Raw genomic sequence first — 26378 nt, 5'->3', positions numbered from 1 at the left:
TCTGGCTCCGGAGTCTCTGGCTCCGGAGTCTCTGGCTCCGGAGTCTCTGGCTCCGCTGAACACCGGGAACGCGACGGCGGCATCCGTCGTCGCCCCGCGAGGAGCCACCGCCCCGTACGGCCGGCCCGCCGGGACGATGTGGTCCCGCGTCCGGATCAGGACCCCGACGGCGAGGCCGATCTGGACGCGCGCGGGGCTCGCGGGAATGGCCGAGCTCATCGGGGCCCCTAAGGCGACGGTGACGGCCAGTGCCCGGGTGGCGAGGACGGCCAGGAGTGCGCCCTACCGGGTGCACCGCGCTGTCTGGAGGACCTCGGCACATCCGAACGTGCGCGTCTGGGCGCCGAGGACGCCCAAGGGCAGGAACAAGGCGATCGCGTACCGCCTGGTCACCCAGCGATCCTGGCCGGTGACCCAGTTCCGCTGTCTCGACAGCCTGTGGACCAGGGAGAGCAACTGGAACCATCGCGCGCAGAACCCCTCGTCAGGGGCCTACGGCATCCCGCAGGCACTGCCGGGGTACAAGATGGTCGGCATCGGGCACGATTGGCGCGTCAACCCCGCCACGCAGATCCGATGGGGCCTGAAGTACATCAAGGGGCGCTACGGCTCGCCCTGCGGCGCCTGGGGTCACTTCCAGTCGCACAACTGGTACTGACGAGAACGGATGGGGAGTGCCCAGGGGAAGGGCGCACTCCGGTGCCCGGGGGGGATATCACCCCCGGGCGCTTTCCTCCTTGGATTCCTGAAGCTGCACGGCTATCGCCCTGATCAGCATGTCGAGCCCGTACTCGAACGACTTCTCGTGGTCGCACACGCCGAGCAGCGGCGCCAGGGTGCCCACCTCGGGGAACAGCGCGGTGTCCACCCGCGACAGCTGGACGTCCCCCCGGTGCACCGGGGCGAAGGTGGGCGTGACGCCGACCTCGCGCAGCAGCGACCCGATGATGTAGGCGATGAAGGTGCGCAGGATCTGGACGGCGTCCTCGCCATCGAAGCCGGCCTCGCGCAGCGTGGCGAGGGCGCGCTCGACCGGCAAGAGCCCCGCCGGTGAGTTGAGCTGGCGGCTCACCACGACCATCGTCGAGCGCGGGTAGTGGTGGGCGATCTGCCGGAACGCCCGCGCCTGGATGCGCACCCGCTCGGTCCACTCCGCCGTGGGGTCGTCGTCGAAGGCGATCTCGGACAGCACGCTCTCGGCGACCGCGTCGAGGAGCGCCGCCTTGTTCGGCACGTGGTTGTACAGCGACATGACACCCACGCCGAGGTCGGCCGCGATCCGCCGCATCGAGATCGCGTCGGCGCCCTCTCGCTCGATCAGGTCGATGGCGGCTGCGACGATCCGGGCTCGCGTGAGGGCTGGCATGAGGTCATTCTCTCCCTGTGCATTGACGTACGTACAGCGTACGTGTCACTCTCCAGTTGTACGTACGGTGTACGTTCTCCCTGGAGGCCTCTGTGTCGACGCACGAGCTCTACACGATCCCTGCCGAGCTCTCCACGTGGGACGTGGAGATGGCCGGCTCCTCCCGGTTCACCTGGGAGTACGACGAAGGCCGCGACCGCATGCTCGCCCTGTACCAGAAGGGCAAGGACAAGCAGTGGGACTCGGTCAAGCGCATCGACTGGGGGCTTGAGGTCGATCCCTACGACGTCCTGGGCATTCCCGATCAGTCCATCGCCATCTATGACACCCCCTTGTGGCACAAGATGGACGAGAAGGCCCGCAAGGAGGTCAGGCGTCACGGTGCCGCCTGGCAGTTCTCGCAGTTCCTCCATGGTGAGCAGGGTGCGATGATCTGCTCCGCCCGCATCGTGGAGTCGGTGCCCGACCTGGACTCGAAGTTCTACGCCGCCACGCAGACGATGGACGAGGCCCGGCACGCCGAGACCTACGCCCGGTTCCTCCAGGAGAAGGTGGGCATCGCCTACCCGATCAACACGCACCTCAAGGCCCTGCTCGACGACACGCTCAGCGACTCGCGCTGGGACATGCCCTACCTCGGCATGCAGGTGCTGATCGAAGGCCTCGCCCTGGCCGCCTTCGGCGTGATGCGCGACATCACCACCAAGCCCCTGCCGAAGCAGATCCTCGCGTACGTCATGCAGGACGAGGCCCGGCACGTCGCCTTCGGCCGGATGGCCCTGCGCGACTATTACAAGCAACTGTCCGAGGCCGAACTGCGCGAGCGCGAGGACTTCGTGATCGAGGGCTGCTACCTCATGCGCGACCGGCTGCGCGGCGTCGAGCAGTGGGAGACCCAGGGCTTCTCACCCGACGAGGTGAAGCAGGCCATGAAGGCGGTCGACGAGTCGGAGTACCTCAAGCTCTTCCGCTCGCTGCTGTTCAGCCGGATCGTGCCCTGCGTGAAGGACATCGGGCTGTGGAGCGAGCGCCTGCAGAAGGCGTACGCCGACATGGGCGTGCTGGACATGGCGGGGCAGAACCTCGACGCGCTCATGCGGCAGGACGAGGACATCGCCGAGAAGCTCGACGCCGAGCGGTTCGCCGCCGAGCAGGAGGAGCGCGCGGAGGAGATCTCCGAGACCATCTCGCTCGGCGGCGAGGGCTGACGCGGCGCGCGGCTCAGGGCAGGGTGAGCACGAACACCAGGGCGCCGGCGGCGGCGGCCACCACGCCCAGCCACGCCAGCACGGCGTCGGCCTGGTCGTCCAGCGGGAGGCCTCCGCCGATCGCCCGCTGGACGCGCCGATGCCGCACCCCGCTCCTCGCCAGCAGGACGGCGCCGCAGAGCGCGGCGAGCACGAACACGACCACGGCCACGCCCTCCCCGGAGTGCCGCGCGGAGATCCCGGCCGCGAGCAGCCCGCCGGCCCCGAGCACGCTGGCGGTGCGCGTCCAGGCCAGCAGGGTGCGCTCCATGTGCAGGCCGTCGTCCTGCCCCGGCCGCTCGCGCCGGTGCGCGGGCCTCATCACCGGGCGACGACGATGAGGACGAGCGCGAGCACAGCCACCACCGCGACGCCGTACCCGAACAGCGGGGCCAGGGCGAGCGGCGGAAGGGGCGCCTGGCGCCGCAGCGCCCGCTGCACGTGACGCCAGCGGGGGTATGCCATGGCCGCGGCCAGCGCGGACAGCAGCACCAGGATGATCGCCAGCGCCGTGCGCACCCAGGGGACGAAGACATCCTTGGGTACGGCCGCCATGGCCACGCCGCCCGCGCTTAAAGCCAGGGACGTGCTGAGCCAGGTCAGAAAGGTGCGCTCGTTGGCCAGCGTGAACCGGGGGTCCGGTTCGTTCCCCTCGATGTCCATGAGAAAAGGTTAATTTACGAGTACTCCCCCTAGAGTTGACGGGTTATTCGGGCCTGTCAGGTGCATTCCTGGGCAATCGTCTTGACGGCCTGGGCGGTGTCGTTGGCGACCTTCTGCGTGGCGTCCACCGCCTCGTTGGCGTTGTTGACGTCGAGCTTCTTGAAGCTGTCGGCGAGCTTGTGCAGGGCGTCGTTCAGGGTGGTGTTCCCGGCCGTGTTCGCCACGTCCTCGAGCTTGGCGGCTCCGTCTTCCAGCGCCTTCTCCATCGCCTTCGGGTCGTTGGCCAGATTCGCGACCTTGGCGCCGGTCTCGCTGATGACCTTGTTGGCCTCGATGCAGGCCTGGGCTTTGTCGACCGTGCTGCACCCGGTGGTGAGCAGGGTGAGACCGATCGCGGACGCTGCGGCTAGGGGGAGGAATCGCATGGTGAAGACACTAGCCAACTTCCCTCAGCGCTGGCCGTCGGTGAAATACTCCTCCAGCTCCGGGGAGAGCGGTGGCACATCGAGGGGCACCGAGCCGTTGCGGAGCGACTCGGTGGCGAGCAGCCCTGCGGCGACGCTGTCCCTGGCCGCCACCGGGGAGGTGTCGGTGGCGCCGCCCTCGCGGGCGAACCGGACGAACTCGCCGACCAGCTCCTGATCGGCGCCGCCGTGGCCGCCCTCCCCCGCGAAGACGGGGACGGTCAGGTCGCCCTCGGGGTCGTAACCCCTTCTCCCGGCGTTCCACACGCGCACCACGCTTCCGGTCTCGGTGTCGCCGAAGTTCTCAAGGCGCCCCTCGGTGCCGATCACGGTGTAGTTGCGCCAGTAGTCGGGGGTGAAGTGGCACTGCTGGTAGCTGGCGTAGACGCCGTTCTCCAGCCGCATCTGCATCATGGACAGGTCCTCGACGTCCACCACGGGGTTGAGGCCCTTCTGCGCGAGCGGCGGCCAGTTGCGCGCCGGGTCGTACCAGTCGCCGGGCAACCCCTCGGCGCGGTCGGTGATCCCGCCGTACACGGTCAGCCCGCCCATGCCGGTGACGCGGGTGGTCCGGGAGCCGGCCAGCCAGTGGATCACGTCGATGTCGTGAGCGCCCTTCTGCAGCAGCAGCCCGCCGGTGTTGCGCCGGTCCGCGTGCCAGTCCTTGAAGTAGTAGTCGCCCCCGTCCCCGACGAAGTGCCGGCACCAGATCGCCTTCACCTCTCCGATGGCCCCCTCGGCGATCAGCCTCCGCATGGTGCGCACGACCGGCATGTGCCTCATGTTGTGGCCGACGTAGAGCCGGGTGCGCTGCTCATGGGCGGTACGCAGGATCAGGTCGCAGTCGTCCAGGGTGATCGCGAGCGGCTTCTCCACGAAGGTGGGCTTGCGCGCTTTCAGCGCCCGTACGGCCAGCTCGGCGTGCGTGTGGTCGGGGGTGAGGATGATCACGGCGTCGACGTCGTCTTCGAGCAGGCCGGCGAAGCCGGTCGTGGTCCGCGGGCCGGGGCCGAGGGCGTGGCGCGCGGCGTCGAGCGCGTCCTGCCGGGGGTCGCAGACGGCGACGACGCGGCTGCCCCGTCCCGGGCGGTGCGCCTCCAGCGCCACCGACCGCCGCAACCCGAACCCCGCCACCCCGATTCGCAGATCCCCTCCACCGGACTGCCCGTTCGCGGGCTCCGCACCGCCGGAAGGCTGTCCGCCGTACGTGGGCTCCGCACCGCTCATTCCCTGGCCCATGGTTCCCCTCATTGCCTATTTGTGCCGATTTATCGACATAAACAAGCACCTTAGAACACGGCCCCAGGGATGGGGCTCTGGCCTGCACTACGATTCACGTTCGAGGGGGAAGGGATCACTGTGGACTGTGAAGACATGGTCATCGACGCGGAGGCGGCCCCGCGCACGCCCGACGGGTGCGAGGAGTGCCTCGCCGAGGGCAGGCGCTATGTCCACCTGCGCAAGTGCGTCCAGTGCGGGCACGTCGGATGCTGCGACTCCTCGCCCGGACGCCACGCGACCGAGCATTTCGAGCAGACCGGCCACCCGGTGATGCGGTCGTTCCAGAACGGCGAGAGCTGGCTCTGGTGCTACGTACACGAGATCGTCGGGCACTCCAAGGCCGCCCGGTAGCCCGGCCGGGCCCGCGAGCGGGAGACGCCGGCCGCTAGTCGCGCGCCAGGGTCGCCTCTTCGTAGTCGAGCTCCCTGGTGACCCGGCGCAGCACCTCGTCGTCGATGCGGCGCTCGTCGCGCATCCGCACCAGCACCGAGCGCTCCGCCTCCAGCATGGAGCGGCGGAGCCTGCGGTACAGCGCGCTCGGCGTCTCCTCGCCCTCGGGGCCGATGCCGCCCCCGAGCCGCTCCCACGCGCCCATCGCACGACGCTCGGCGTTGTTGCGCAGCCGGTCGATCACCTCGGCGTGGGTCTCGATGATGCCCTCCTTGGTCAGCTCGTCGAGCCGGGCGAGCGCCGCGCCCGCCGCGGCCTGCTGCGCCGCCGCCTCCGAGAGGTTGTCCTTGTAGATCTCCTGGTCGCTGGAGACTCCCAGCTTCCTGATCAGCCAGGGGAACGACATCCCCTGCACCAGCAGGGTGCCGATCACGACGACGAAGGTCAGGAAGAGCAGCAGGTCGCGGCCCGGGAAGCCGACCGGCAGGGCGAAGGCCGCGGCCAGCGACACCACGCCGCGCATGCCCGCCCAGCCGATCACCGCGACGTGGGCGGCCGTCGGCCTCGGCTCGCGCTCCCGGATGCTGCGGAACAGCAGCCGGGGCAGGTGGACGCCGGGGATCACCCACAGGATGCGGGCCACCACGACCGCCGCGAAGATCGCCGCGGAGTACCCCGCGATGCGCCAGGGATCCTGCCCCTGGAGCCCGTCCAGGATCAGCGGGAGCTGAAGCCCGATCAGGATGAAGACGATGATCTCCAGGAAGAAGTCCAGCACCTTCCACACCGAGTACGAGACCACCCGCGTGCCGTAGTCGGCGCGGTTCATCCGATGCCCCAGGAAGACGCCGACCACCACCACGGAGAGCACTCCCGAGGCGTGCACGGCCTCGGCCGCGAGATAGGACGCGAACGGGATCAGCAGCGAGATCGTGTTGCTGATCAGCGGGTCTCTCAGGTGGTTGAACAGCCAGCCGAAGGCGTACGCGAGCACGAGCCCGATGAGCAGCCCGCCCCCGGCGGCGTACGCGAACTGCCCGAAGGCCCCCAGAAGGCTCACCCCCTGGCCGGCGATGGCGGCCACCGCGACGCGGTAGGCGGTGAGGGCGGTGGCGTCGTTGAACAGGCTCTCGCCCACCAGGATGGTGATGATCTTTCGTGGCAGCCCCAGCCGGCGGGCCACCGCGACGGCCGCCACCGCGTCGGGCGGGGCGACGATGGCGCCGAGGGCGAAGGCCGCGGCCAGCGGCAGGCCGGGGATCAGCATGTGCATCAGCAGGCCGATCACCGCGGCGCTGAAGAGCACGAGCCCGACCGACAGCAGTCCCACCGGCCGGCGGAAGTCACGCAGGCGCAGGAAGGAGCTGTCCAGTGCCGCCGAGTACAGCAGGGGCGGCAGGAAGACGAGCAGCACCACCTCGGGATCGAGCTCGTATTCGGGCATGCCGGGAATGTGTGACCCGATGAGCCCGACGATCAGCCCGACGAGGACCAGCAGTAGGGGGGCCGGCCAGCCCCGCCACCGGGCGAAGGCCGCGATGGCCACGGCGCCGGCGGGGAGCAGCACGAACTGGAGCGCTGTCGAGATATCCATCGATCAGAAGGATATGCCGCGCTTGGCGGCGCGGCGGCCCCGCCAAGCGGCTTTCACCCGCGACAGGCGGTGACCCGCCCGCCGCGGTTCACCACTCGCGGCCGTTCTCCTGCGGGTAGGGCCGCCCGGCCTCGTCGGCGTGGGGCCTGCCGTCGGGGCGGACGCGCTCGCCGGTCGTGTACATCGGGTCGTGAACGTACGGGCGTGAGAGCTGCGGGTCGGTGGAGTCTCCGGGCGGCTGCGGCAGGGAACCGAGACCGAGCGGGTCGGAGGGGTCCACGGCGGACTGCGAGGGGACCTGCGGAGCCCAGTCGTACCCCTGAGTCTCGTCGGCCGCCCGGTACGCCTGGCCGGGCTGCCCGGGGGCGGGCGGCTGGCCGAAGGACAGGGAGTCGTTCACGATCATGTTCTCTCGCGGGACGGCGTCCCCGTACCGCGACGCGCCACCGTACTCCGGGAGCGGGGGGAACTCCGGCGAGGAGCCGTAGCTCGGCGGGGCGGAGTAGTCGAGAGGAGGCGTCGTCCCGTAGTCGGCGGGCGCGAAGGGATCCACCGGACGGCCGTACTCGCTCCTGGTCGCGAACTCGGCGGGCGAGCCGTAGCCGGGCTCGGCCGTCGAGCCGTAGTCGGTGTGCGGGCCGAAACGGCCTCCGGGGCCGAACTCGGCCGTCGAGCCGTAGTCCGTCTGCGCACCCGGCTCACCCTGGGGCCCGAACTCCGCGGCACGGGTCGCGTAGTCACCGTGCGGGGCGTGCTCGGTGGCGCCCGCGTAGTCGCCGGTGAAGCTGTAGCCGGTCGGCGGCGTGTAGTCGGGGTTGACGCCGTAGTCGGGGTTGACGCCGTAGTCGCCCGAGGCGGGCGGCGGCACCTGCTGCGGGCCGGTCTCCGGGAACGGGGCGGGGACCTGGTGGCTGAACGGCGGCGGGGCCTGCGGGGGGAACTGCTGCGGCACGAGCCCGAACGCCGGATCGGCCTGCGCCGGGTAGTCGGCGGGCGCGGCGTACTCGGCGTACTCGGCGGGCGCGGGGTACTCGGCCGCGGCGGAGTGGCCGGGCGAGGCCGGATAGTCGCCCTGCGGGGGGTAGCCGACGTAGTCGCCCCGTGACGCCGCCTGCGCCGGATAGTCGGGGTAGTCGGGGTAGTCGCCCTGCGGAACGGCCTGCGTGGGGTAGTCGCCCTGGGGAACGGAGTCCTGCGGGAGGTGGTCGCCCGGCGGGGTGTACTCGGCGGGGCGGGCACGGGGGGCCACCAGCTTGTCGACGGCGGGCGCGGCGCCGCGCGCGACCAGCACGTCCTTGGGCCCGAGCGCCGGCACCGGCTCCTCCTGCGGGTACGCCCCGGCCACGCCGCGCGCGAAGGCGGCCTGCTCGTCGGCGTACGAGACGGCCTGGGGGTACTCGTCCTGCTCGTCGGGGACGCCGGCCGGGCGGGCGTACTGCCCGGTTCCCGGGTACTCGGGGTACTCGGCGTACTCCGGATGCTCCGCCTCGTCCTCGTAGTCCTCTTCACCCTCGGTGTACTCACCGGCCTCCGCGTAGCCCACGTCGAGCGTGTCGAGGAGGCGGCCGACGTCGTCCATCGGCATGCGGAAACTCGCGGTGCACATCTCGCCCCGCCACAGGCTGAGGACCAGGGTGCCCTCGTGCCAGGTGACCCGGAGAACACGCTCCTGGCCACGGGCGTCGAAGAACACCTCACCGAACGATGGCAGTGGGACAACTTCCGACATGGCAGACATCGTGCTTTAACCAGCCTTTATTCGTCCACTCGACCTCAGAAACCCTACCGAACCGTTCGTGTCGCCGTCATGGCACACCCCGCGGGCCACTCCTCGCACACCCGCCCCTCAACAGGGCAGGAGCACGGTAGATCTTCTTTGACCCCCCGGGGACCAGCCCCGCCAGTCTGCCACGCGAAGCGGGATGCGGCTTCCGGAATGCCGAGATGGACCCGGAACGCACCGCGAGTCGCCACCGGTTTCGGGGCGCGGCGACCCCTCACGGGCCGGTAGCGTTGCATGTCGTGCTCGACGACTCCCTCAGCTCCGCCGCCGACGACCTCGACGACACCGACGTCGTCCCGCACGAGGGCGACACCCTCGACGACGACGAGGAAGCGTTCGAAGAGGAAGAAGACCTTCCGCCGGTCGAGCAGTTGCTGAGCGCCGCCGTCGCCGGGGTCGGAGGAGCCGAGAGGCCCGGCCAGGTGAAGATGGCGCAGGCCGTGCGGCACGCCATCGAGAATGACGAGCACGTCGCCGTGCAGGCGGGCACCGGCACCGGCAAGTCCCTGGCTTATCTGGTGCCCGCGATCCGCCACGCGATCGAGTCCGACAGCGCCGTGGTCGTCTCCACCGCCACCATCGCCCTCCAGCGCCAGCTCGTCGACCGCGATCTTCCCCGGCTCGCCGAGGCGCTCGCCGACCATCTTCCTCATGAGCCACAGTTCGCCATCCTGAAGGGAAGGCGAAACTATCTATGTCGCTACAAGGTGACGGCCGCCTGGCCCGATGAGGACGACGACCAGCTCTTCGACCCGCGCGAGGTCAGCCTCACCGGGCGCATGGTCCAGCGCATCCAGGAGTGGGCGGAGGAGACCGAGACCGGCGACAGAGACGAGCTGGTGCCGGGCGTCAACGAGCAGGCCTGGCGGCAGTTCTCCGTCACCGCCAAGGAGTGCCTCGGCGCGCAGCGGTGCCCGAGCGGCGCCGAGTGCTTCGCCGAGCGGGCCAGGGAGCTCGCGGGCAACGTCGACGTGGTGGTCACCAACCACGCGCTGCTCGCCATCGACGCCATGGAGGAGTTCGACGTCCTGCCCGAGCACGACGTCGTCGTGGTGGACGAGGCCCACGAGCTCGTCGACCGGGTGACCAGCGTGGTCACCGACGAGCTGTCCGAGATCGCCGTCGCGACGACCGTGCGCCGCGTCGGGCGGCTCATCGAGCAGGCCGTGGCCGACCGCCTCCAGGAGGCGGGCGAAGACTTGAAGGCACTGCTCGCCGCCGCCCCGCCCGGCCGCCTCGACCAGCTCCCGCAGGTCCTCGGGGACACGCTGTCCGTGCTCCGTGACGCCGCGTTCGCCTGCATAACCGCGATGGGCTCGCGAGGCGGCGACATGTGGGGCGGCGGGGGGAAGAACGACGACCCCGAGAAGGCCGGGCAGCGCAAGGCGGCGTTCACCGCGCTCGACGAGCTCCACGACACCGCCGTGCGCATCCTGGAAGCCTTCGGGGGCGACTCCGAGGTCGACCGTGCCGAGGTCGTGTGGCTGGAGGGGGCGACCGACCGCCGTCCCGCCCTGCTGAAGGTCGCGCCGCTCAGCGTCGGCGGCATGCTCCGCGACAAGCTGTTCGCCGACCGCACCGTGGTCCTCACCAGCGCCACGCTCGCCCTCGGCGGCACGTTCGAAGGCATGGCACGCCAGTGGGGCCTCGGCCCCGCCCGCCCCGACGACGGCGGCGGCGTCCCTGCCCAGCCCGAGCAGGACGGCCCCGGCGCCTCCCCCGGCAAGCCCGGCGAGGCCGGGGGAAGCCCCGAGCAGAAGGCCGGTCAGAAGCGCAAGAGCTGGATCGGCATCGACGTCGGCTCGCCGTTCGACCACGCGCGCAGCGGCATCCTCTACGTCGCCAAGCACCTCCCCCAGCCGGGGCGCGACGGCCTTCCCAAGGAGTACCTCGACGAGATCACCGAGCTGATCGAGGCGGCGGGCGGGCGCACCCTCGGCCTGTTCTCGTCCATGCGCGCCGCGAAGGCCGCCACCGAGGCGCTGCGCGAGCGGTTGCAGGTGCCACTGCTGTGCCAGGGGGACGACTCCACCTCGCTCCTGGTCAAGCAGTTCGCCGAGGACCCTGCCACCTGCCTGTTCGGCACGCTGTCGCTGTGGCAGGGCGTCGACGTGCCCGGGCCCTCGCTCAGCCTGGTGATCATCGACCGCATCCCGTTCCCCCGTCCCGACGACCCGCTGGCCTCCGCCCGGCAGCGGCACGTCGCCGCCAAGGGCGGCAACGGGTTCATGGCCGTCGCCGCCACCCACGCCGCGCTGCTGCTCGCTCAGGGGGCCGGGAGGCTGCTGCGCGGCCAGAGCGACAAGGGCGTGGTGGCCGTTCTCGACCCCCGGCTCGCGACCGCCCGCTACGGGAGCTTCCTGCGCGACTCGCTGCCGCCGTTCTGGACGACCAGCGACCCCCAGAAGGTGCGCGCCGCCCTGCGCCGCCTCACCGCCTAGGACCGCGCCGCCGGCGAGGTCTGGCCGGTACGTCCGGCCAGGCCCGCGTCTGTCTGAGGCCTCAGTCGTACTGGCGGGGGACGGTCGGGCTCAGGCGTACGGCTCCAGGCGGGGGCGTTTGGGGTCGACGGCGTCGCCGGAGGAGGTGCCGCGCAGGCGGCGGCCCACCCATGGGATCAGGTGCTCGCGCAGCCACAGCCGGTCCTCGCGGAGCTTCGCCCTGCGGTCGACCTGCTCCCTGGGCGGCCAGGCATGGCGCCAGTCGTCCTCAGTGGGCACACCGAGGATCTCGCACACCTTCGCGGCGACCAGGCGGTGCCCCTCGGCGTTCATGTGGAGCCGGTCGTCGCTCCACGCACGCCAGTCGCGGATCGACTGCATCGACCACTGGTCGACCACGTGGCAGCCGTACAGGTCGGCGATGGACCTGATGTGCAGGTAGAACACCGCGAACCTGCCACGGACCTGGCGCATGATCGGGGTGTCACGCGGGTCGACGCCGGTGAACAGCACGACGTCGGCGCCGGTGCTCCGCAGGTCGCGCACGGCTCTCGACAGCGTCTTGGCCATGCGGTCGGGGTCGCTGCCGGGCCGCAGCAGGTCGTTGCCCCCGGCGCAGAAGCTGACCAGGTCGGGCTTCAGCTCGATCGCCACGGGCACCTGGTGCTCCACGATCTGGTCGATCAGCTTGCCGCGCACCGCGAGGTTGGCGTACCGGAAACCCGGCTCCAGCGCGGCGAGCCGCTCGGCCACCCGGTCGGCCCAGCCACGGAAGTGGCCGTTCTGGCCGGGGTCGTTGAGCCCTTCGGTGAAGCTGTCGCCGATCGCGACGTAGGAGGTGTAGGCCTTCATCGCCCGTCCTCGGCGATGGCCCGCAGCGCCAGCTCGTACGACCGCAGGCCGAACCCCGCGATCGTGCCGGTGGCGACCGAGGCGACCACCGAGGTGTGGCGGAACTCCTCGCGCGTCGCGGGGTTGGAGATGTGCACCTCGATCAGCGGCGCCGTGCGCTGGGCGATCGCGTCGCGCAGCGCGTACGAGTAGTGGGTGAAGGCCGCGGGGTTCAGGACGACGGGGATGGACCCGTCGGCGGCCTCGTGGATCCAGGACACCAGCTCGGCCTCGTCGTCGGTCTGCCGGACGTCCACGGTGAGGCCGAGCTCCCTGCCGGTCTGGCGGCACAGCGCGGCCAGGTCGTCGAAGGTCTCCGCGCCGTAGACGTCGGGCTCGCGGGTGCCGAGCCGCGAGAGGTTCGGGCCGTTGAACACGAACACTGTTCTCATCGCGCCCTCGCCATGCCCTTCGTGCTTGATACGGTCGCCGTCGTCATCTCGACCTCCGCCATGCCGCTCGCTCGCCCGGCCGTCATCTTCCGACCTCCCGGTAGGCGGCTTCGAGCAGCTCCTCCGGAGGGTCCTCCAGGCGGGCGACCTTGCCGATGTCGTCGAGGATCACGAACCGCTGCTTGGCCCCGCGGTTCTTCTTGTCGACCCGCATGTGGTCGCGCAGCTCGGGCCAGGCCTCGTGACGGTAGGCCGTCGGGAGGCCGACCGAGGTCAGGATCGACCGGGTGCGCTCGACAAGGCCCGGTCCGGCGTGGCCGGACAGCCGCGACAGCTCCGCGGCGTAGACCATGCCGATGGCCACGGCCTCGCCGTGCCGCATGTGGTAGCTCTCGACGCGCTCGATCGCGTGGGCCAGCGTGTGCCCGTAGTTGAGGATCTCGCGCATGCCGGACTCGCGGAGGTCGGCTCCGACGACGTCGGCCTTGACCTGGATCTTGCGCTCGATAAGCGCCCGCGTGTGCCGCCCCTCGGGCAGCCGGGCGCCCTCGGGGTCGTCCTCGATGAGGAGCAGGATGGTCGGGTCGGCGATGAAACCGCCCTTGATGACCTCGGCGAGCCCCGCCACGTAGTCGTCGCGCGGCACCGACACCAGGGTGGCGAGGTCGCACAGGACCCCCGCCGGCGGGTGGAACGAGCCCACGAGGTTCTTGCCCTCGGGGGTGTTGATGCCGGTCTTGCCGCCCACCGCCGCGTCGACCATGCCGAGCAGCGTGGTGGGCATCTGGACGACCTTGACGCCGCGCAGCCAGGTGGCCGCGACGAAACCCGCGAGGTCGGTGGTCGCTCCCCCGCCGACGCCGACCACGGCGTCCGACCGGGTCACCCCGTAGCGGCCGAGGGCCGACCAGAGCTCGGCGGCCACCTCGATCGACTTGGCACGCTCGCCGTCGGGCACGGGAAGCGCCACGACGGAATGGCCGGCGGCCTCCAGCACCGCGCAGACCGGCCGGGAGATCTCGGGAAGGCTCGCCGGGTGGACGACCGCCACCGTGCGCACGCCCTCGCCGAGCAGGCCGGGCAGCTCGGCCAGCACCCCCGCCCCGACGACCACGTCGTACGGGCGCTCGCCCTTGACCGTGATGCGGGTGCTCGTCACGCCGGAAGCTCCTTGAGGATCTCGTCGGTGATCTCCTCAGGCGCGCGGCCGTCGGTCACCACGCTGATCGAGGCGAGCCGCTCGTAGACCGGGCGGCGCTCCTCCATGAGCCTCTTGAGCTGGCTGCGCGGGTTGAGCACGAGCAGCGGGCGCGCCTGGGCGAGGCCGACGCGCTGCACGGCGTCGGCCAGGCCGACCTGGAGGTACACCACCGAGTGCCCGGCGAGGAGCCCCTGGGTGGCCTCGCTCAGGATGGCGCCGCCGCCGAGCGCGAGGACGCCGTCGTGCTCGGCGAGCGCCTGGCGCACCGCCTCGGCCTCCAGCTCGCGGAACCGCTCCTCGCCGTCGTCGACGAAGATGTCGGCGACCGGCTTGCCGGCCACGGCCTCCACGTCGGCGTCGGTGTCGCGGAAGGCCGCGCCGAGACGCTGGGCCAGCAGGCGGCCGACGGTGGACTTGCCCGACCCGGGCGGGCCGACCAGCACAGCTCTGGGAGACGTCACTTGATCACCATCGACGAGAGGTAGCCGGAAAGGTTGCGGGCGACCTCCTCAACGGAGTCGCCGCCGAACTTCTCGACGGCCGCGTCGGCGAGCACCAGCGCGACCATCGCCTCAGCGACGATACCGGCGGCGGGAACCGCGCACACATCAGACCTCTGGTTGATGGCCTTGGCGGGCTCGCCGGTGAGCACGTCGACCGTGGAGAGCGCGCGCGGCACGGTGGAGATCGGCTTCATCGCGGCGCGCACCCGCAGCGGCTCGCCGTTGGTCATGCCCCCCTCGACGCCTCCGGCGCGGTTGGTGACGCGGCGGACGCCCTCGGGGGTGTTCTCGATCTCGTCGTGGGCGCGGGAGCCCCGCCTGCGCGCGGTGTCGAAGCCGTCGCCGACCCCGACCCCCTTGATCGCCTGGATGCCCATGAGCGCCGCCGCGAGCCGCGAGTCGAGGCGCCGGTCCCAGTGGACGTAGCTTCCGAGGCCCGGCGGCAGGCCGTACGCGACGACCTCGACCACCCCGCCGAGCGTGTCGCCTTCGCGCTTCGCCGTGTCGATCTCCTCGATCATCGCCGCGCCCGCCTCAGGATCGAGGCAGCGCGCCGGGTGCTCGTCGACGGCCGCGAGCTGGTCAGGGTCGGGGATGAGCCCGTCGGGGGCCTCGGCGGTGCCGATGGCGATGACGTGGCTGACGATGTCGACGCCGAGCGCCTGCTTGAGGAAGTTGCGCGCGACCTGGCCGAGCGCGACCCTGGCGGCGGTCTCGCGGGCGCTGGCGCGGTCGAGGATCGGACGGGCGTCGTCGAAGCCGTACTTCTGCATGCCGGAAAGGTCGGCGTGGCCGGGACGCGGACGGGACAGCGGGGCGTTGCGCGCCTGGGCGGCGAGCAGGTCGGGGTCGACCGGGTCGGCCGCCATCACGGTCTCCCACTTGGGCCACTCGGTGTTCCCCACACGGATCGCCACAGGGCTGCCCAGCGTACGGCCGTGGCGCACCCCGCCGACGATCGTCACCTCGTCCTGCTCGAACTTCATCCGCGCGCCGCGGCCGTAACCCAGGCGGCGCCTCGCCAGGGCCTGCTCCACGTCGGCGGTCGTCACTTCGACCCCGGCGGGCATCCCTTCGAGGATCGCGACGAGCTCGGGGCCGTGGGACTCACCTGCGGTCAACCAGCGCAACATGATGACAAGTCTTCCATGTACGGCCCACTGCCATCACCGCCCCCGAGCCGATCAGCGCAGCACCGCGGCGAGGGCTCCAAGGAGGATGAAGGGCCCGAGGGGGAACTGGCTCCGCAGGGTGCCCCGGCGGGTGACCAGCAGCGCGACGGCGTAGAGCGCGCCGAGGAACTGGCCGCCCACCGCTCCGGCGATCCACGGGTCGAGTCCGAGCGCTCCGGTCAGCATCCCTGCGAGCCCGGCGAGCTTGACGTCGCCGAGCCCGAGCGCGCCGGGCCGTACGAACCACAGGACCGCGTAGACGCCGGCCAGCGCGAGGCCGCCGAGCAGCCCGGGGACCAGGTGGCCCGTGGGGGCGAGCAGCAGGGCGAGGATCGGGTAGGACGGCAGCGTGATGGCGTCCGGCAGCCGCTGGGTGCGCCAGTCGATCAGCGCGAGCGCGCTCCCGGCCACCGCCGCGTACGACCAGGCGGCGAGCGGTGGGGTCCACGCGAGCCTCCAGGCGACCAGGGCGCAGGCGGCGGCGGTGCCCAGCTCCACCAGGGGCGGCCACGCGGGCACCGGCACGGTGCGCACCATGCGGCGGAACGCCTGGCGGGCCTCCACCCGGTACGCCCGCCGCTGTTCGGCCGCCTCCTCCCGCGAGAGCCCGTCCCTGGGCGTTTCCTCCGGCTCCCCGGACGGGTCCAGGGACGGCTCCCCGGACGGGCCCCCATCCGGCCTGGTGGGCGGAGGGCTCCCTCCGTGGTCGGCGGCCGGATGGCCCACTTGGACGGCCAGGCGGTCGCCATCGGGTCCGACGGCCTGGCGGTCGCCATCAGGCCCGACGGCCGGGCGATCGCCATCAGGCCCGACGGCCGGGCCGAAGCCGCCCGCCAGGACACGGGCGTAGGACCCCGCGACCAGGCCGAGAAGCGCGGCCCCAGCGACGACGAAGCTCACCCGCCGACCCTAACCGTTCCTAAACAGTGTCCAGGAGTGAGCTTTGTACCCACGTCCCGGAACTGCGCGCATCCCGAACGGTTTTGGGTGCGCTGGTCCCCCGCGTTCGCTGAGTGCCCGTCCGGCCACGCGCATCGTGTGCACGCTCCGTGACGGGTGGGCGGGTTCCCTCACGCCCCCGTGCGCCCGGTCCGGCCTGGACGGTCCGATGCCCACGACGATCGCTCTGGTCGTCATGGGGCGGTGCCGTCCGTCGCCGGATCGGGTGCCCGAGGGCGCGTCGCCCGATCGCGATGCTCGCGGCATCGTGACGGGTCATTGTGCGGATCTTGCTGGTGAGGGGCTTGCGCCAGTGCTCATCGCCCCACATCGAGGTGTACGCCGGGTCCACGGCGATGATGGCGAGGTCTTGCTCTGCGGCCATCGACACCAGCCGGGCGCGGAGTTCGCCGGTGGGCATGCCGGAGATCAACTGCCGGAACCGCTTCCTGCGGCCGTGCTTCTCGCGGGTCTTGTCCTGCGCGAAGTCCAGGTTCTCGATGCCGATCGCGGCCACGCCGACCCGCTTGGCCCAGTGCAGCAGGCGGGTGATGGCGTGCCGGACCTGCGCGTCACGGTGGTCGGCGGTGCCGGACAGGTCGTAGAAGAACCGCTTGGGTTCGCCGGCCGGGTTGCCGTGGGTGTCGAGCCGGTAGGCGGCGAAGTGGTCGGCGTTGGTGTCCACGCCGACCATGCCACGGGCGCGTGCCACCTGAAGCGGCACGGTCTTGACCACCGGGCGTGTCCAGGAGGCTGTCAGGTACCAGCGCCCGGATGCCACGTCAAGGTGGATGCGGTACGCCACGGCCCGGTTCGCCTCGATGCGGTCGCGCCACTGGGCGCCGCGATGCTGGAACGCCACCTTGGCGGCCAGGGTGTACCGGCCGTGCTTGCTGTTGGCCAGGTGGGCGAGCGGAGCGGGCAGCTTGATGGACACCTCGCCGCCGCAGGTGAGGCGGATCGTCTCGTTCCCGAGCCGCTTGCCCGACTCGCCGTCAGCGGCGAGGAACCAGCGCTCGGCTTCCCACCGGTCACGCCACTGCTGTTCGGTGAGCTGCGCGGCCGCAAGGTTGTGCCGGTTGTGCAGGAGCTTGCGGCCGCCGCGCACGACGTGCACGACACCGTCCTCACGCTCGGCGCGAGCAACATGCAGACGGTGCTCCAAGGCCGCCAGGCGCCGGGACTTGCGGAACCACTCGCCCGTGGAGCGGTAGCCGCCCGGCGCCCGCTTGGTGCCCTTGTCACCGATCGGCAGCGACAGCCGGTGCATCAGCGTCCGCACACCGGCCTGGAGGGTGTGGATGTGCGCGAGTTGGCAGCGCCGCGACAGTGCCCACTGATCGTGGGTCGCCTTGGTGATCGACCCGGCCCAGCGGGAGGACGACTGTGCGGTCAGACCCTGCTTACGGGCCGCCCACGTGTCGCTGTTGTGTTCCAGACCATCGCGGCAGCGTGCCTTGAGATCCTGCGATGCCAGCCGTCCCAGGTGCTCGCCGATCAGGCGCAACACCTTGTCGTCCTCGACGGTGAGACCCTTGAGACGGTCGCGTATCGCGACACCGGACGGGCCGGGAGCAACGAACGGGTCGTCGATCGGCCGGAGCTGCTTGTTGTTCGCCTCAGCCATGCTCGGCCGCCTCAAGGGCCTTGCGGGCGCGGTTCTTCGCCGACCGGCGCCCATACAGGCGGGCGCAGAACCAGGTCAGCACCTCCACCATGTCGCCCACCAGGTCGTCATCGACCTCGCCGTCATCCAGCACCACCAGGCGGCGCCCGGTGGCCGACAGCGCGGCCTCGACCAGTTCGACGTTCATCCGGCCGAGCCGGTCCTTGTGCTCCACCACCACAGTGGTCACAGCGGGGTCGGCCAGCAGCCGACGGGCCTTGATCCGCCCGCCGTTCATCCCGGAGGCGATCTCCGACTCGATCCGCACCACTCGGTGCCCGGCCTTCGCGGCCCACTGCGACAAACGTGCGGTCTGCCGCTCCAGGTCGGCTTTCTGATCATGCGAGCAGACACGGGCATACAGGCCCACACCACCGGTCACACAGGGTGAGGTGTTCGCGTCGATGTTCACCAGAATCGTGCGCGGCCCCACCCGTTCCGCAGGGACCGGCAACGTGCCCTCACGGAACCAGCGGTACGCAGTACGCGGGGCGACCCCCTGCGCGCGCGCCCATTCCGTCAGGTTCATACCCGAGATCATACATCACTCATGTCACCTAAAGGACACTCATAGACACTAATTCGAGAGCAGCTCGAACCCCCCGATGGACCACCTGGACCGGTGGTGCCTGGATCACGAGAAAGCGGGTACCCACCGGGCTCCGTCTCCGGAGGACTGAAAACGGGGTCCGGGGTCCCTCTCTACTCAGTGCTTCGCTCGGCGGAAACGCCGGAAAAATCCACTCTTGGGGGGAGGAACCCGCGCGACGGTCACCTCGGCGTGCTCGGACAGCCCGCGCAGCAGGGCCTGGATGCTCTCCTCCTCGCCCGTGACCCGCCCGATGGAGGCCAGGGCGTGCAGCATGCTTCCCTCGATCGCGAACGGCACAGGACCGGCCACGTCGATCACCACGGCCGCGGCCTCCTCGCCGAGCGCGGCCCGGCAGACCTGCGGGGTCACGGCCTGGATCGGCCGGGCGTCACCCCGCCAGAGCCTCAGCGACTCGGCCCCGGTGAACGCGGGAACCGCCTTCCTGCCGTCGGCGCCGACCAGCACCGGCAGGGCCATCTCGCTCTCCTTCTCCTGCCTGAGCCCGTGCTCGCCGACCTCGGACTCCGTCAGCAGGGCCACGACCGGCACGAGCAGGCGCGCACCGCTGAGTGCCGACGCCACGACGGAGGCGTCGGCCGTACCGGCGGCGTAGGCGGCCAGTGCCGCCACCACGGAGGCGTCGGCGCTGCCGTCGTCGCCGGGGACCAGGGGCTGCGGAATGCTGGGCACGACCCGCGAGCCTACCCGCCGCGGCAGCCGCCGCGTCCCCGGCGACGCGGCGCGGATCAGCCGAGGTCGGCGATGGCGGCCACGGGGCCACCGCCCGAGGGGCCCTGGTGGACGGCCGCGACCGAGACGAACACGGCCGGGTCGCCGGTGACGCTGGCGGCCACGCCGCCGACCGTGGCCTTGATCTGCCGGTGCCAGTGCACGTCGGAGTCGTCGAGCATGATGTTCCTGCGCCCGCGCACCCGGCCGCTCGGGTCGGCCTCGCACTTCATGAACACGTTGACGAGCTTGTCGCCGAGGTCGCTCGGGTGCGGCCGGTCGGGCAGCTCGATGCCGCTCCCCCGGATCGCCTCCCAGATGCCGTCGGCGTCCAGCGCGTCCTTCATCACGCTGTGCCCGATGCGGTACCTGCCGCCGATGCCGCGCACGTTGCCGACCACCACGATCTGCGCGCGGTCGAGCTCGACGCCGGAGGAGCACGAGGCGACGCTGGAGTAGAGGGACAGATCCTTGTGGATCTGGTCGGCCGAGGGCATCTCGATCTCGCCGAGCGCCACCGCGACGCCGAGGGCGGTCGTGGAGTTGGAGATGTCCATGGAGGGGCCGGTGTCCTCGATCACGACGTCCTGGCCGCGCGACTTCGCGTCGGTGATCGTGGCGAGGGTCAGCAGCGGGGTCTTGGTCTGTACGTAGTGGACGTCGGCCGGATCCTCGATGCCGGCGATCTTCATCGCCTCGCGCACGCCGGCGGCGACCTTCTCCACCATGGCGGGACGGCCGATGTCCTCGGGCAGGATGACGTCGCTCATCGCGACGCCGACCGAGACGCGCGGCTCGTCCGAGGGCGCGACGCCAGAGGGGTCCACGGAGGCGAAGATCGTCGCATGCGGGCTGAGCACGCCGTCGGTGCCGCCCGACCACACCAGCGGCACCTGCGCGGCCTCCTCGGGCGTACGGGTGCCCTTGGCGACGAGCACCTCGCGGAAGGCGCGGTCGGCGAGGATGCGGGTGTAGTCGTTGACGCCGCCGTTGCCCTCGGTCTTGCCGATCACGGCGAGCACCCGGTCGGCCTCGATCACCCCGTCGTCGATGAGTTTCGCGAGCCCGGAGGCGTCGGTGACGCTCTCGATGGCGACCTTGCGCACCTCGATCGGATCCGGCATATCTCTTACCTCTCAGTCACTGGATTCAGCACGTCAATCGTTGGACTCGGCACGCCTGTCCGCCGCGCACGCCGCCCTCGGCCCTCACGGCTCGATGATGGTGCCGGCGCCGCCGGTCAGCGCCCCGCCGATGTGCTCCAGCGAGGTGATCACCGACCGGCCGCCGCTCTCGGCGAACCGCAGCGCCGCCTCCGCCTTGGGGCCCATGCTGCCACTCGCGAAGTGCCCGGCCGCCTGAAGCGCGCGCATCTCCTCGACGGTGACCCGGCCGATCGGACGGGCGCCGGCCGTGCCGAACCCCGCGACGGCCCCGGGGACGTCGGTCGCGAGGACGAGCACGCTCGCCCGTACGGCGGGCGCGAGCACGGCGGCGGCGGTGTCCTTGTCGACCACGGCCTCGACACCGCCGAGCGAGCCGTCGGCGCGGCGGACCACGGGCACTCCCCCGCCCCCCGCGACCACCACCGTGTACCCCGCGTCCATCAGGGCGAGGGCGGCGGGCGCGTCGAGGATCTCCAGGGGGCGCGGCGAGGCCACGACCCGCCGGAAGCCCCTGCCGGGGAACTCCCGCCACGTCTGGCCCAGCTGCTCGAACCTGCGCGCCTCCGGCTCGGTGAAGTACCTGCCGATGGGCTTGACCGGGTCCAGGAACGCCGGATCGCGTGCGTCCACGAGCGTCCGCGTCACCACCACGGCCGTACGGTCGCCGAGCGCGTTGAGGATCAGCACGCCGATCGTCGCCTGGGTCTGGGCCCCGCACCAGTCGAGCGGCACAGGGGGCACCACGTCGGCCGCGAGCTGGTTCTTCAGGAGCAGGTTGCCCACCTGGGGGCCGTTGCCGTGCGTCAGGATCACCTGGTGGCCCTGGGAGATCAACGCGGCGACGTGCGCCATCGCCCCTTCGACGGCCTGCCGCTGATCGACCGGCGACGCGCTGCCGTCAGGCGCGGTCATCGCGTTGCCACCGAGAGCGATCAGTACGCGTTCACCCACAGCCCGAAGCTATCCACACCGACACGCCACCTCATTGGCCATAATTGCCCACAAACGACGCCTCCTTCGGAGTAATTCGCCAAGCGAAGCGCCTTGATGGCTCTGTCGCCACTTTTCGGCCTCAGAGAGCCCGCACATCGGTGAATACCTGTACAGGAGCGGTCCACGGCGTCACACTGGCCAAAGTCGGCTGCCCGCCGCCGAGCGGGCTGTCCGCCACATGTTCTACCCCCGGCAGCCCGCACCCGAGCCCCTGGCGGCCCCCATGACCTCGTCCATGACCTCGTCCGACGCGCTCACCGACTGGCGGCGGCTCGACGCGGTGACGCGGAGCGCCGTGAAGGACCAGGCCGTCCGGGGGCGCCCCCACCACCGGCAACGGGTCGCCGCCGTCTCGGCCCGTTACGCGGGAGCCGCGCTGGCCAGGCCGACGGCGTGGATATACGCGGTCGTCGTGGGCGTTCTCGTCGTCGTCCCGGTCGCCCTCCTGTGGGACGCCGAGGACATGTCCTGGCCGGACAGGCTCGTCGTCGTCGCCCTGGCGAGCGTCCTGCCCATCGCCATCACCGCCCAAATCCTTCGCGGCAGGCGCGAACGGCTGCTCCGGATCCTGACCGCGAACCGGGAGCCCCGCGCGTTCGCACCGCTCGTCTCCGCGCCGGGCACACCCGTCGGGGGCGCGAGGCTGACCGCCCGCGTCACCGCCAGGCGGCTCCTGCGGGCGGACACCATCCCGCTCGGCATGCTCCTGTGGCTGCTGATCGGCGTCGCGCTCCTGTTCTCCTCGGGTGAGAGGCCGAACGTCCTTGGATACCTGATCATCCTCGTGATCATGCTCTTCCAACGGTTCGCCGCCATGCTGCGCTGGCTGTACTGGCTCCGCGGGAACCGCACGGCGCTGATCGTTGCCGCGGACGGCGTCGTGATACCGGGCGTGCCGGACATCAGGCTGACGTGGGAGGACATCGCCGAGGTCCGGCTTCTCCCCCTCCCCGCCCTGTACAGGAACGGTCGTCCCGGCGACACGGTCGTGGCGTTCGTGCCGGCGGACCGCCGGAGGCTGTCCGGCGAGCGGGACACGCCGCGCTGGGGAGACGTGCGGACCGACTTCTTCGCACTGCCGGACGGCTGGCTGGCCCCCGCCGCCGACGAGATCGCCTCGGCGGTCGTACGGCTGTCGGACGTGCCGGTGGTCGACTACCGCTAGCGGCCGGCTGGAACCCTGAGCTCATCGCCTGGAATGTCGCCACATGGGCGGCTGCACCGGGATGGCGGCGAGGCGTCAGGGTGCGGGCCGGCGCCTAGACCGGGGCGACGAAGCCCCAGAGGACCTGGGCTATCTCGTCCACCTCGGCGAACTCGCCCGAGGCGACCGCGGAGACCAGGTCGTAGACCGAGTCGTCGTCGGTGTCGAGCTCGACGCCGTTGTACTCCAGGAAGACCACCGTGCAGACCCAGGCGAGCCGCTTGTCCCCGGCGGCGAACGGAGGGTGGACGGCCAGCGAGTGGAGCAGCGACGCGGCCTTGATCAGCAGGTGGGAGTAGGCCTCGTGGCCGAACATGGAGGCCTGCGGCCGGTGGACGGCCGAGTCGAGGAGCCCGGCGTCACGGAGCTTCGGAGGCGCCCCGGCCGTGAGCTCGGCGAGGTCGATCACCTGCTCCACGGTCAGGTAGCGTGTCATGCGCCGCGCCCCGGGCGGATCGGACCGGGCTCCGTGGTCAGGGCGGTCGGGGGGCGCGTCATTCGCCGAGCCGGTCGAGGACGGAGCGCCAGCGCCTGACTGCGGCGACCCCCAGACGGCGCACTTCGTCGTCGGCCTCGTGACGCGCGATGTACTCGTCCACCGCGGCGTGCACGACCTGCTGCACGCTGCGCCCTTCCTTCTCGGCGCGCCGGCGCAGGGCCTCTGTCTGCTCGTCACTCAGGCGAAGCGTCATGGCCATACCTCCACGGTACGCATCCGGTATCAGGGTGATATTGGACACGGCGAGTGTATGACTACTTACGAACCGTTGTCAGGGGATTTCCCGTGCAACCGGCTGAGCCGCGCGACCGCCTCGTCGATGATCTCGTCCTTCTTGCAGAACGCGAAGCGGACGAAATGCCTGCCCAACTCGGGGCGGTCGTAGAAGACCTGGGTGGGGATGGCGACGACGCCGGCCAGCTCCGGCAGCCGTCTCGCCAGGTCCACTCCGTCGGAGAAGCCGAGCGGCCTGATGTCGGTCTGCACGAAGTAGGTGCCGGCGGGGCGGTACACCTCGAAGCCCGCCGCGGACAGCCCCGCCGTGAGCCGGTCGCGCTTGGTGGCGAGCGCGTCGCGGATCCCGGCGACCCAGCCCAGCTCCTCGCGGAGCGCGTGGGCGACGGCGAGCTGCCACGGAGCGTTCGCGGTGAACGTCAGGAACTGCTTGACGGTCTGGACGGCCCGCACCAGCTCGGGCGGCGCGCAGATCCAGCCGGTCTTCCAGCCGGTGACGGAGAAGGTCTTGCCCGCCGAGGAGATCATCACGGTGCGCTCGCGCATGCCAGGCAGCGTGGCGAGCGGGATGTGCTCCACGCCGTCGAAGGTCAGGTGCTCGTACACCTCGTCGCTGATCGCGACCAGGTCGTGCTCCTGGCACACGGCGGCGATCGCCGACAGCTCGTCGAGCGTGAAGACGGTGCCGGTGGGATTGTGGGGTGAGTTGACCAGGACGGCCCTGGTGCGCGGCCCCACGGCGGCGCGCAGCTCGTCGGGGTCGAAGGCGAACCTGCCCTCGACCGGGCGCAGCGTCACGGGCCTGCGCACCGCGCCCGCGAGGGCGATCGCGGCGGCGTAGGAGTCGTAGTAGGGCTCGAAGACGATCACCTCGTCGCCTGCCTCGCACAGCGCGAGCACGGAGGCGGCCAGCGCCTCGGTCGCGCCCAGCGTCACGAGGATCTCGCCGTCGGGGTCGTAGACGAGCCCGTAGTGCTCCTTGCGGTGCTCGGCGACCGCCTGCCGCAGCTCGGGCAGGCCGGGACCCGGAGGGTACTGGTTGAAACCCTCCCGGATGGCCGTCACGGCCCGCTCAAGCATCGCCGCGGGCCCGTCCGTGTCGGGGAAACCCTGCCCAAGGTTGATCGATCCGGTCCGTACGGCCAGCGCCGTCATCTCGGCGAACACCGTCGTGCCGAACTCGCGCATGCGGGCGACCAGAGGTTCGTTCACGCCGGTCAGCCTATCGGGCCGCCGCACGCTAGCCTCATCGAGTGATCGCCTGTTTTGCCCCCGATTGCGGGATGCATCACCTTGGTGGGCCCCGGTGACGCGCATCCGGGAACTGGACGCGCTGCGCGGCTTCGCCGTCTGCGGGATCATGCTGGTCAACACCTGGCAGCACACGGTCGGCGCGGTGCAGCGGCGTTCCGCGACACCCATCGACTGGATCGTCGAAAACCTCCTGCAGAGCCGCTTCTTCCCCATCTTCTCCTTTCTGTTCGGCGTCAGCTTCGTCCTGTTCCTCCGGTCCGCGGCGCGCAGGACACCGCAACCCCGGCTGGTCCTGCTGCGCAGGCTCGCCGTGCTCGCCTGCCTCGGGCTGCTCCACAGGATGGTCAACCCCGGTGAGGTGCTCCTGCCCTACGCCGTCACCGGGGCGATCGTGCTGGTGCCGGCGTCGTACCTGCACCGCCGGCTCGTACTCCTCGCGGGGATCGCCGCCACGCTGTGGGCGGCGCTCGCGCACGCCGGAGGGGTGTGGCTGATCCCGGGCGTGTTCCTGCTCGGCATGGCGGTGATCGAGTACGGCCCTGGGCCGCGCGCCCTGAGACCGGCGTTCATCGCCGGCGCCCTGCTCGGCGTGGTGCTCACCGGGGCTTGGGTGTACCTGTGGGGGCGTCCGGGGGCGTTCGACTTCCCGTACACGGTGAGCGTCTACCCGCTCGCCGGCCTCGCCGACGCGACCGCCTACTGCACGGGCGTGCTGCTCCTGCTGCGCTACCGGCCCGGCTCCCTGGCGATCCTCGAACCGCTCGGGCGGATGGCGCTCACCGCGTACCTGTCCGGCACCCTGGCCATCCTCGCGGCGCTGCCCCTGCTGGTGCTGGACGGCAGCAGGGCCGGTGTCGTGGCCGTCGCGGGGGTCACGATCGCCGTGCAGGCGGCCTTCGCCCACTGGTGGCTGGCCCGCTTCAGGTACGGCCCGCTGGAGTGGGCGTGGCGCTGCCTCACCTGGTGGGAGATCGTGCCGAACCGTCGCTCACCGGGCGAGCCCCCCGGCGAAACCCCCCTTCGCCCGCCCGGCGAGCCCCCCGCCGAAAGCCCCCCGCCCCCGCCCGGCGAGCCTCCCCCCGAAGGCGGCCAGCGCCCTCTCGCCTGACCCGCGGCCGTGGATCTCGGCACGCGGGGCCTTCGGCCTTAGGCTTGTGCGGTGACCCGCATCGCCCTGTGCCAGATCCCGGTGTCCGAGGACCCGAAGACCAACCTCGAGTGCGTGCGCGACGCGCTCGGAAGGGCCGCCTCGCGCGGCGCCACCCTGGCCGTGTTCCCCGAGGCGACGCTGACCCGGTTCGGCAAGGCCCTCGCCGAACACGCCGAGCCGCTCGACGGCCCGTTCGTCACGGCCGTGGCCGACGCGGCGCGGGCGCACGAGGTGGCGGTGATCCTCGGCACCTTCGAGCCCGCCGGCGGCCGGGTCCACAACACCGCCGTCGCCCTCGACCGGCGCGGCAGACTGCTGGCCGCCTACCGCAAGATCCACCTGTTCGACTCCTTCGGCGCCCGCGAGTCCGACCTGGTCGCGCCGGGCGACACGCCGGTGGTCGTGGAGCTGGAGGGCCTGCGCGTCGGGCTGATCACCTGCTACGACATCCGGTTCCCCGAGCTGGCCCGGGCGGCGGGGGGGCCGGGGGCGCCCCCGGGCGCGGGGAGCGCCCCGGGCGGGGCGGGGGCGCGTGAGGGGGAAAAGACGGGCACCCCGGGAGGG

At 71.4% G+C, this 26378-nt stretch carries 28 protein-coding genes; 7 read left to right on the top strand and 21 right to left on the bottom strand.

Going from position 1 to position 26378, the window contains the following annotated elements; all coding sequences use genetic code 11:
* Position 1: 1 nt before the first annotated feature.
* Positions 2-658 carry a hypothetical protein gene (locus AB0O34_RS28600; RefSeq protein ID WP_363920562.1) on the top strand — a complete coding sequence of 219 codons (657 nt, stop codon included), beginning with the start codon at positions 2-4 and terminating at the stop codon, positions 656-658.
* 57 nt (positions 659-715) lie between these two features.
* On the opposite strand, the gene AB0O34_RS28595 is transcribed toward AB0O34_RS28600, so the two are convergent.
* Positions 716-1366, bottom strand: a complete 651-nt coding sequence (locus AB0O34_RS28595) for a TetR/AcrR family transcriptional regulator C-terminal domain-containing protein (RefSeq protein ID WP_363920560.1) — start codon at positions 1364-1366, stop codon at positions 716-718.
* 92 nt (positions 1367-1458) lie between these two features.
* Between AB0O34_RS28595 and AB0O34_RS28590 the strand changes: the two genes are divergently transcribed.
* Positions 1459-2574: a ferritin-like domain-containing protein gene (locus AB0O34_RS28590; RefSeq protein WP_363920558.1), complete on the top strand. Its 1116-nt coding sequence runs from the start codon at positions 1459-1461 to the stop codon at positions 2572-2574.
* Between the two features lie 13 nt (positions 2575-2587).
* Here AB0O34_RS28590 and AB0O34_RS28585 read toward each other — a convergent pair whose 3' ends face one another.
* The 4 genes from AB0O34_RS28585 to AB0O34_RS28570 are packed head-to-tail and all read right to left on the bottom strand — an operon-like array spanning position 2588 to position 4979.
* On the bottom strand, positions 2588-2935 hold the full coding sequence (locus tag AB0O34_RS28585) for a DUF202 domain-containing protein (protein WP_363920556.1): 348 nt from the start codon (positions 2933-2935) through the stop codon (positions 2588-2590).
* Positions 2935-3276, bottom strand: a complete 342-nt coding sequence (locus AB0O34_RS28580; RefSeq protein ID WP_363920554.1) for a DUF202 domain-containing protein — start codon at positions 3274-3276, stop codon at positions 2935-2937. The genes AB0O34_RS28585 and AB0O34_RS28580 overlap by 1 nt, the downstream gene beginning before the upstream one ends.
* A 56-nt stretch (positions 3277-3332) precedes the next feature.
* A complete protein-coding gene (locus AB0O34_RS28575; protein ID WP_363920552.1) occupies positions 3333-3701 on the bottom strand; it encodes a hypothetical protein in 369 nt (122 codons plus the stop codon).
* Positions 3702-3725: 24 nt separating this feature from the next.
* Positions 3726-4979: a Gfo/Idh/MocA family oxidoreductase gene (locus AB0O34_RS28570; RefSeq protein WP_363920550.1), complete on the bottom strand. Its 1254-nt coding sequence runs from the start codon at positions 4977-4979 to the stop codon at positions 3726-3728.
* Positions 4980-5099: 120 nt separating this feature from the next.
* On the opposite strand from AB0O34_RS28570, the gene AB0O34_RS28565 reads away from it, so the two are divergent.
* Positions 5100-5372: a UBP-type zinc finger domain-containing protein gene (locus tag AB0O34_RS28565; RefSeq protein WP_363920549.1), complete on the top strand. Its 273-nt coding sequence runs from the start codon at positions 5100-5102 to the stop codon at positions 5370-5372.
* Positions 5373-5406: 34 nt separating this feature from the next.
* Here the strand turns inward: AB0O34_RS28565 and AB0O34_RS28560 are convergent, their stop codons facing one another.
* Positions 5407-7005, bottom strand: a complete 1599-nt coding sequence (locus AB0O34_RS28560; protein WP_363920547.1) for a Na+/H+ antiporter — start codon at positions 7003-7005, stop codon at positions 5407-5409.
* An 88-nt stretch (positions 7006-7093) separates the two neighbouring features.
* Positions 7094-8734, bottom strand: coding sequence for a hypothetical protein (locus AB0O34_RS28555; protein ID WP_363920545.1), 1641 nt, complete (start codon positions 8732-8734; stop codon positions 7094-7096).
* A gap of 425 nt (positions 8735-9159) precedes the next feature.
* Here AB0O34_RS28555 and AB0O34_RS28550 point away from each other — a divergent pair, with 425 nt between their 5' ends.
* Complete coding sequence (locus AB0O34_RS28550) at positions 9160-11229, top strand: ATP-dependent DNA helicase (protein ID WP_363920564.1); 2070 nt, start codon at positions 9160-9162, stop codon at positions 11227-11229.
* Between the two features lie 90 nt (positions 11230-11319).
* Here the strand turns inward: AB0O34_RS28550 and AB0O34_RS28545 are convergent, their stop codons facing one another.
* From AB0O34_RS28545 to AB0O34_RS28495, 11 genes are all read right to left on the bottom strand, one after another.
* Positions 11320-12081, bottom strand: a complete 762-nt coding sequence (locus tag AB0O34_RS28545) for an SGNH/GDSL hydrolase family protein (protein ID WP_363920543.1) — start codon at positions 12079-12081, stop codon at positions 11320-11322.
* Positions 12078-12512, bottom strand: coding sequence for a type II 3-dehydroquinate dehydratase (aroQ, locus tag AB0O34_RS28540; protein ID WP_363920541.1), 435 nt, complete (start codon positions 12510-12512; stop codon positions 12078-12080). Before aroQ ends, AB0O34_RS28545 begins: the two co-directional genes overlap by 4 nt.
* Before the next feature lie 82 nt (positions 12513-12594).
* Positions 12595-13671: a 3-dehydroquinate synthase gene (gene aroB / locus AB0O34_RS28535; protein ID WP_363920539.1), complete on the bottom strand. Its 1077-nt coding sequence runs from the start codon at positions 13669-13671 to the stop codon at positions 12595-12597.
* On the bottom strand, positions 13668-14174 hold the full coding sequence (locus AB0O34_RS28530; protein WP_363920537.1) for a shikimate kinase: 507 nt from the start codon (positions 14172-14174) through the stop codon (positions 13668-13670). Before AB0O34_RS28530 ends, aroB begins: the two co-directional genes overlap by 4 nt.
* Positions 14171-15349: a chorismate synthase gene (gene aroC / locus AB0O34_RS28525; RefSeq protein WP_363920535.1), complete on the bottom strand. Its 1179-nt coding sequence runs from the start codon at positions 15347-15349 to the stop codon at positions 14171-14173. The genes AB0O34_RS28530 and aroC overlap by 4 nt, the downstream gene beginning before the upstream one ends.
* A gap of 51 nt (positions 15350-15400) precedes the next feature.
* Positions 15401-16288 carry an A24 family peptidase gene (locus AB0O34_RS28520; RefSeq protein WP_363920533.1) on the bottom strand — a complete coding sequence of 296 codons (888 nt, stop codon included), beginning with the start codon at positions 16286-16288 and terminating at the stop codon, positions 15401-15403.
* Between the two features lie 19 nt (positions 16289-16307).
* A complete protein-coding gene (locus AB0O34_RS28515; protein WP_363920531.1) occupies positions 16308-17954 on the bottom strand; it encodes an IS200/IS605 family accessory protein TnpB-related protein in 1647 nt (548 codons plus the stop codon).
* Positions 17947-18522, bottom strand: coding sequence for an IS607 family transposase (locus AB0O34_RS28510; RefSeq protein ID WP_363920529.1), 576 nt, complete (start codon positions 18520-18522; stop codon positions 17947-17949). The genes AB0O34_RS28515 and AB0O34_RS28510 overlap by 8 nt, the downstream gene beginning before the upstream one ends.
* A gap of 177 nt (positions 18523-18699) precedes the next feature.
* A complete protein-coding gene (locus AB0O34_RS28505) occupies positions 18700-19275 on the bottom strand; it encodes an SseB family protein (RefSeq protein WP_363920527.1) in 576 nt (191 codons plus the stop codon).
* A 56-nt stretch (positions 19276-19331) separates the two neighbouring features.
* Positions 19332-20438, bottom strand: a complete 1107-nt coding sequence (locus tag AB0O34_RS28500; RefSeq protein ID WP_363920525.1) for a ring-opening amidohydrolase — start codon at positions 20436-20438, stop codon at positions 19332-19334.
* 84 nt (positions 20439-20522) lie between these two features.
* Positions 20523-21431 carry a carbamate kinase gene (locus AB0O34_RS28495; RefSeq protein ID WP_363920523.1) on the bottom strand — a complete coding sequence of 303 codons (909 nt, stop codon included), beginning with the start codon at positions 21429-21431 and terminating at the stop codon, positions 20523-20525.
* 220 nt (positions 21432-21651) lie between these two features.
* Between AB0O34_RS28495 and AB0O34_RS28490 the strand changes: the two genes are divergently transcribed.
* Positions 21652-22638, top strand: a complete 987-nt coding sequence (locus AB0O34_RS28490) for a hypothetical protein (protein ID WP_363920521.1) — start codon at positions 21652-21654, stop codon at positions 22636-22638.
* Positions 22639-22732: 94 nt separating this feature from the next.
* Here the strand turns inward: AB0O34_RS28490 and AB0O34_RS28485 are convergent, their stop codons facing one another.
* The 3 genes from AB0O34_RS28485 to AB0O34_RS28475 all read right to left on the bottom strand — a co-directional run bounded on the left by AB0O34_RS28485 (position 22733) and on the right by AB0O34_RS28475 (position 24622).
* Positions 22733-23113, bottom strand: coding sequence for a Fic family protein (locus AB0O34_RS28485; RefSeq protein ID WP_363920519.1), 381 nt, complete (start codon positions 23111-23113; stop codon positions 22733-22735).
* Between the two features lie 58 nt (positions 23114-23171).
* Positions 23172-23369, bottom strand: coding sequence for a ribbon-helix-helix protein, CopG family (locus tag AB0O34_RS28480; RefSeq protein WP_363920517.1), 198 nt, complete (start codon positions 23367-23369; stop codon positions 23172-23174).
* 65 nt (positions 23370-23434) lie between these two features.
* On the bottom strand, positions 23435-24622 hold the full coding sequence (locus tag AB0O34_RS28475; protein ID WP_363920515.1) for a pyridoxal phosphate-dependent aminotransferase: 1188 nt from the start codon (positions 24620-24622) through the stop codon (positions 23435-23437).
* Between the two features lie 94 nt (positions 24623-24716).
* Here AB0O34_RS28475 and AB0O34_RS28470 point away from each other — a divergent pair, with 94 nt between their 5' ends.
* Positions 24717-25772: a DUF418 domain-containing protein gene (locus AB0O34_RS28470; RefSeq protein WP_363920513.1), complete on the top strand. Its 1056-nt coding sequence runs from the start codon at positions 24717-24719 to the stop codon at positions 25770-25772.
* A gap of 51 nt (positions 25773-25823) precedes the next feature.
* A partial coding sequence (locus AB0O34_RS28465) for a nitrilase-related carbon-nitrogen hydrolase (protein ID WP_363920511.1) occupies positions 25824-26378 on the top strand: 555 nt, incomplete at its 3' end.

This window comes from Sphaerisporangium sp. NPDC088356, assembly GCF_040685555.1.
Taxonomy (GTDB): domain Bacteria; phylum Actinomycetota; class Actinomycetes; order Streptosporangiales; family Streptosporangiaceae; genus Sphaerisporangium.
This window is presented reverse-complemented; position numbering and strand designations above follow the sequence as displayed.

Bases quoted from the DNA above. Each gene is read 5' to 3' on its own strand.
- AB0O34_RS28595 (WP_363920560.1), bottom strand. From the start codon at position 1,366: ATGCCAGCCCTCACGCGAGCCCGGATCGTCGCAGCCGCCATCGACCTG.
- AB0O34_RS28585 (WP_363920556.1), bottom strand. From the start codon at position 2,935: ATGAGGCCCGCGCACCGGCGCGAGCGGCCGGGGCAGGACGACGGCCTG.
- AB0O34_RS28580 (WP_363920554.1), bottom strand. From the start codon at position 3,276: ATGGACATCGAGGGGAACGAACCGGACCCCCGGTTCACGCTGGCCAAC.
- AB0O34_RS28575 (WP_363920552.1), bottom strand. From the start codon at position 3,701: ATGCGATTCCTCCCCCTAGCCGCAGCGTCCGCGATCGGTCTCACCCTG.
- AB0O34_RS28570 (WP_363920550.1), bottom strand. From the start codon at position 4,979: ATGGGCCAGGGAATGAGCGGTGCGGAGCCCACGTACGGCGGACAGCCT.
- AB0O34_RS28560 (WP_363920547.1), bottom strand. From the start codon at position 7,005: ATGGATATCTCGACAGCGCTCCAGTTCGTGCTGCTCCCCGCCGGCGCC.
- AB0O34_RS28555 (WP_363920545.1), bottom strand. From the start codon at position 8,734: ATGTCGGAAGTTGTCCCACTGCCATCGTTCGGTGAGGTGTTCTTCGAC.
- AB0O34_RS28545 (WP_363920543.1), bottom strand. From the start codon at position 12,081: ATGAAGGCCTACACCTCCTACGTCGCGATCGGCGACAGCTTCACCGAA.
- aroQ (WP_363920541.1), bottom strand. From the start codon at position 12,512: ATGAGAACAGTGTTCGTGTTCAACGGCCCGAACCTCTCGCGGCTCGGC.
- aroC (WP_363920535.1), bottom strand. From the start codon at position 15,349: ATGTTGCGCTGGTTGACCGCAGGTGAGTCCCACGGCCCCGAGCTCGTC.
- AB0O34_RS28515 (WP_363920531.1), bottom strand. From the start codon at position 17,954: ATGGCTGAGGCGAACAACAAGCAGCTCCGGCCGATCGACGACCCGTTC.
- AB0O34_RS28510 (WP_363920529.1), bottom strand. From the start codon at position 18,522: ATGAACCTGACGGAATGGGCGCGCGCGCAGGGGGTCGCCCCGCGTACT.
- AB0O34_RS28500 (WP_363920525.1), bottom strand. From the start codon at position 20,438: ATGCCGGATCCGATCGAGGTGCGCAAGGTCGCCATCGAGAGCGTCACC.
- AB0O34_RS28490 (WP_363920521.1), top strand. From the start codon at position 21,652: ATGTTCTACCCCCGGCAGCCCGCACCCGAGCCCCTGGCGGCCCCCATG.
- AB0O34_RS28485 (WP_363920519.1), bottom strand. From the start codon at position 23,113: ATGACACGCTACCTGACCGTGGAGCAGGTGATCGACCTCGCCGAGCTC.
- AB0O34_RS28480 (WP_363920517.1), bottom strand. From the start codon at position 23,369: ATGACGCTTCGCCTGAGTGACGAGCAGACAGAGGCCCTGCGCCGGCGC.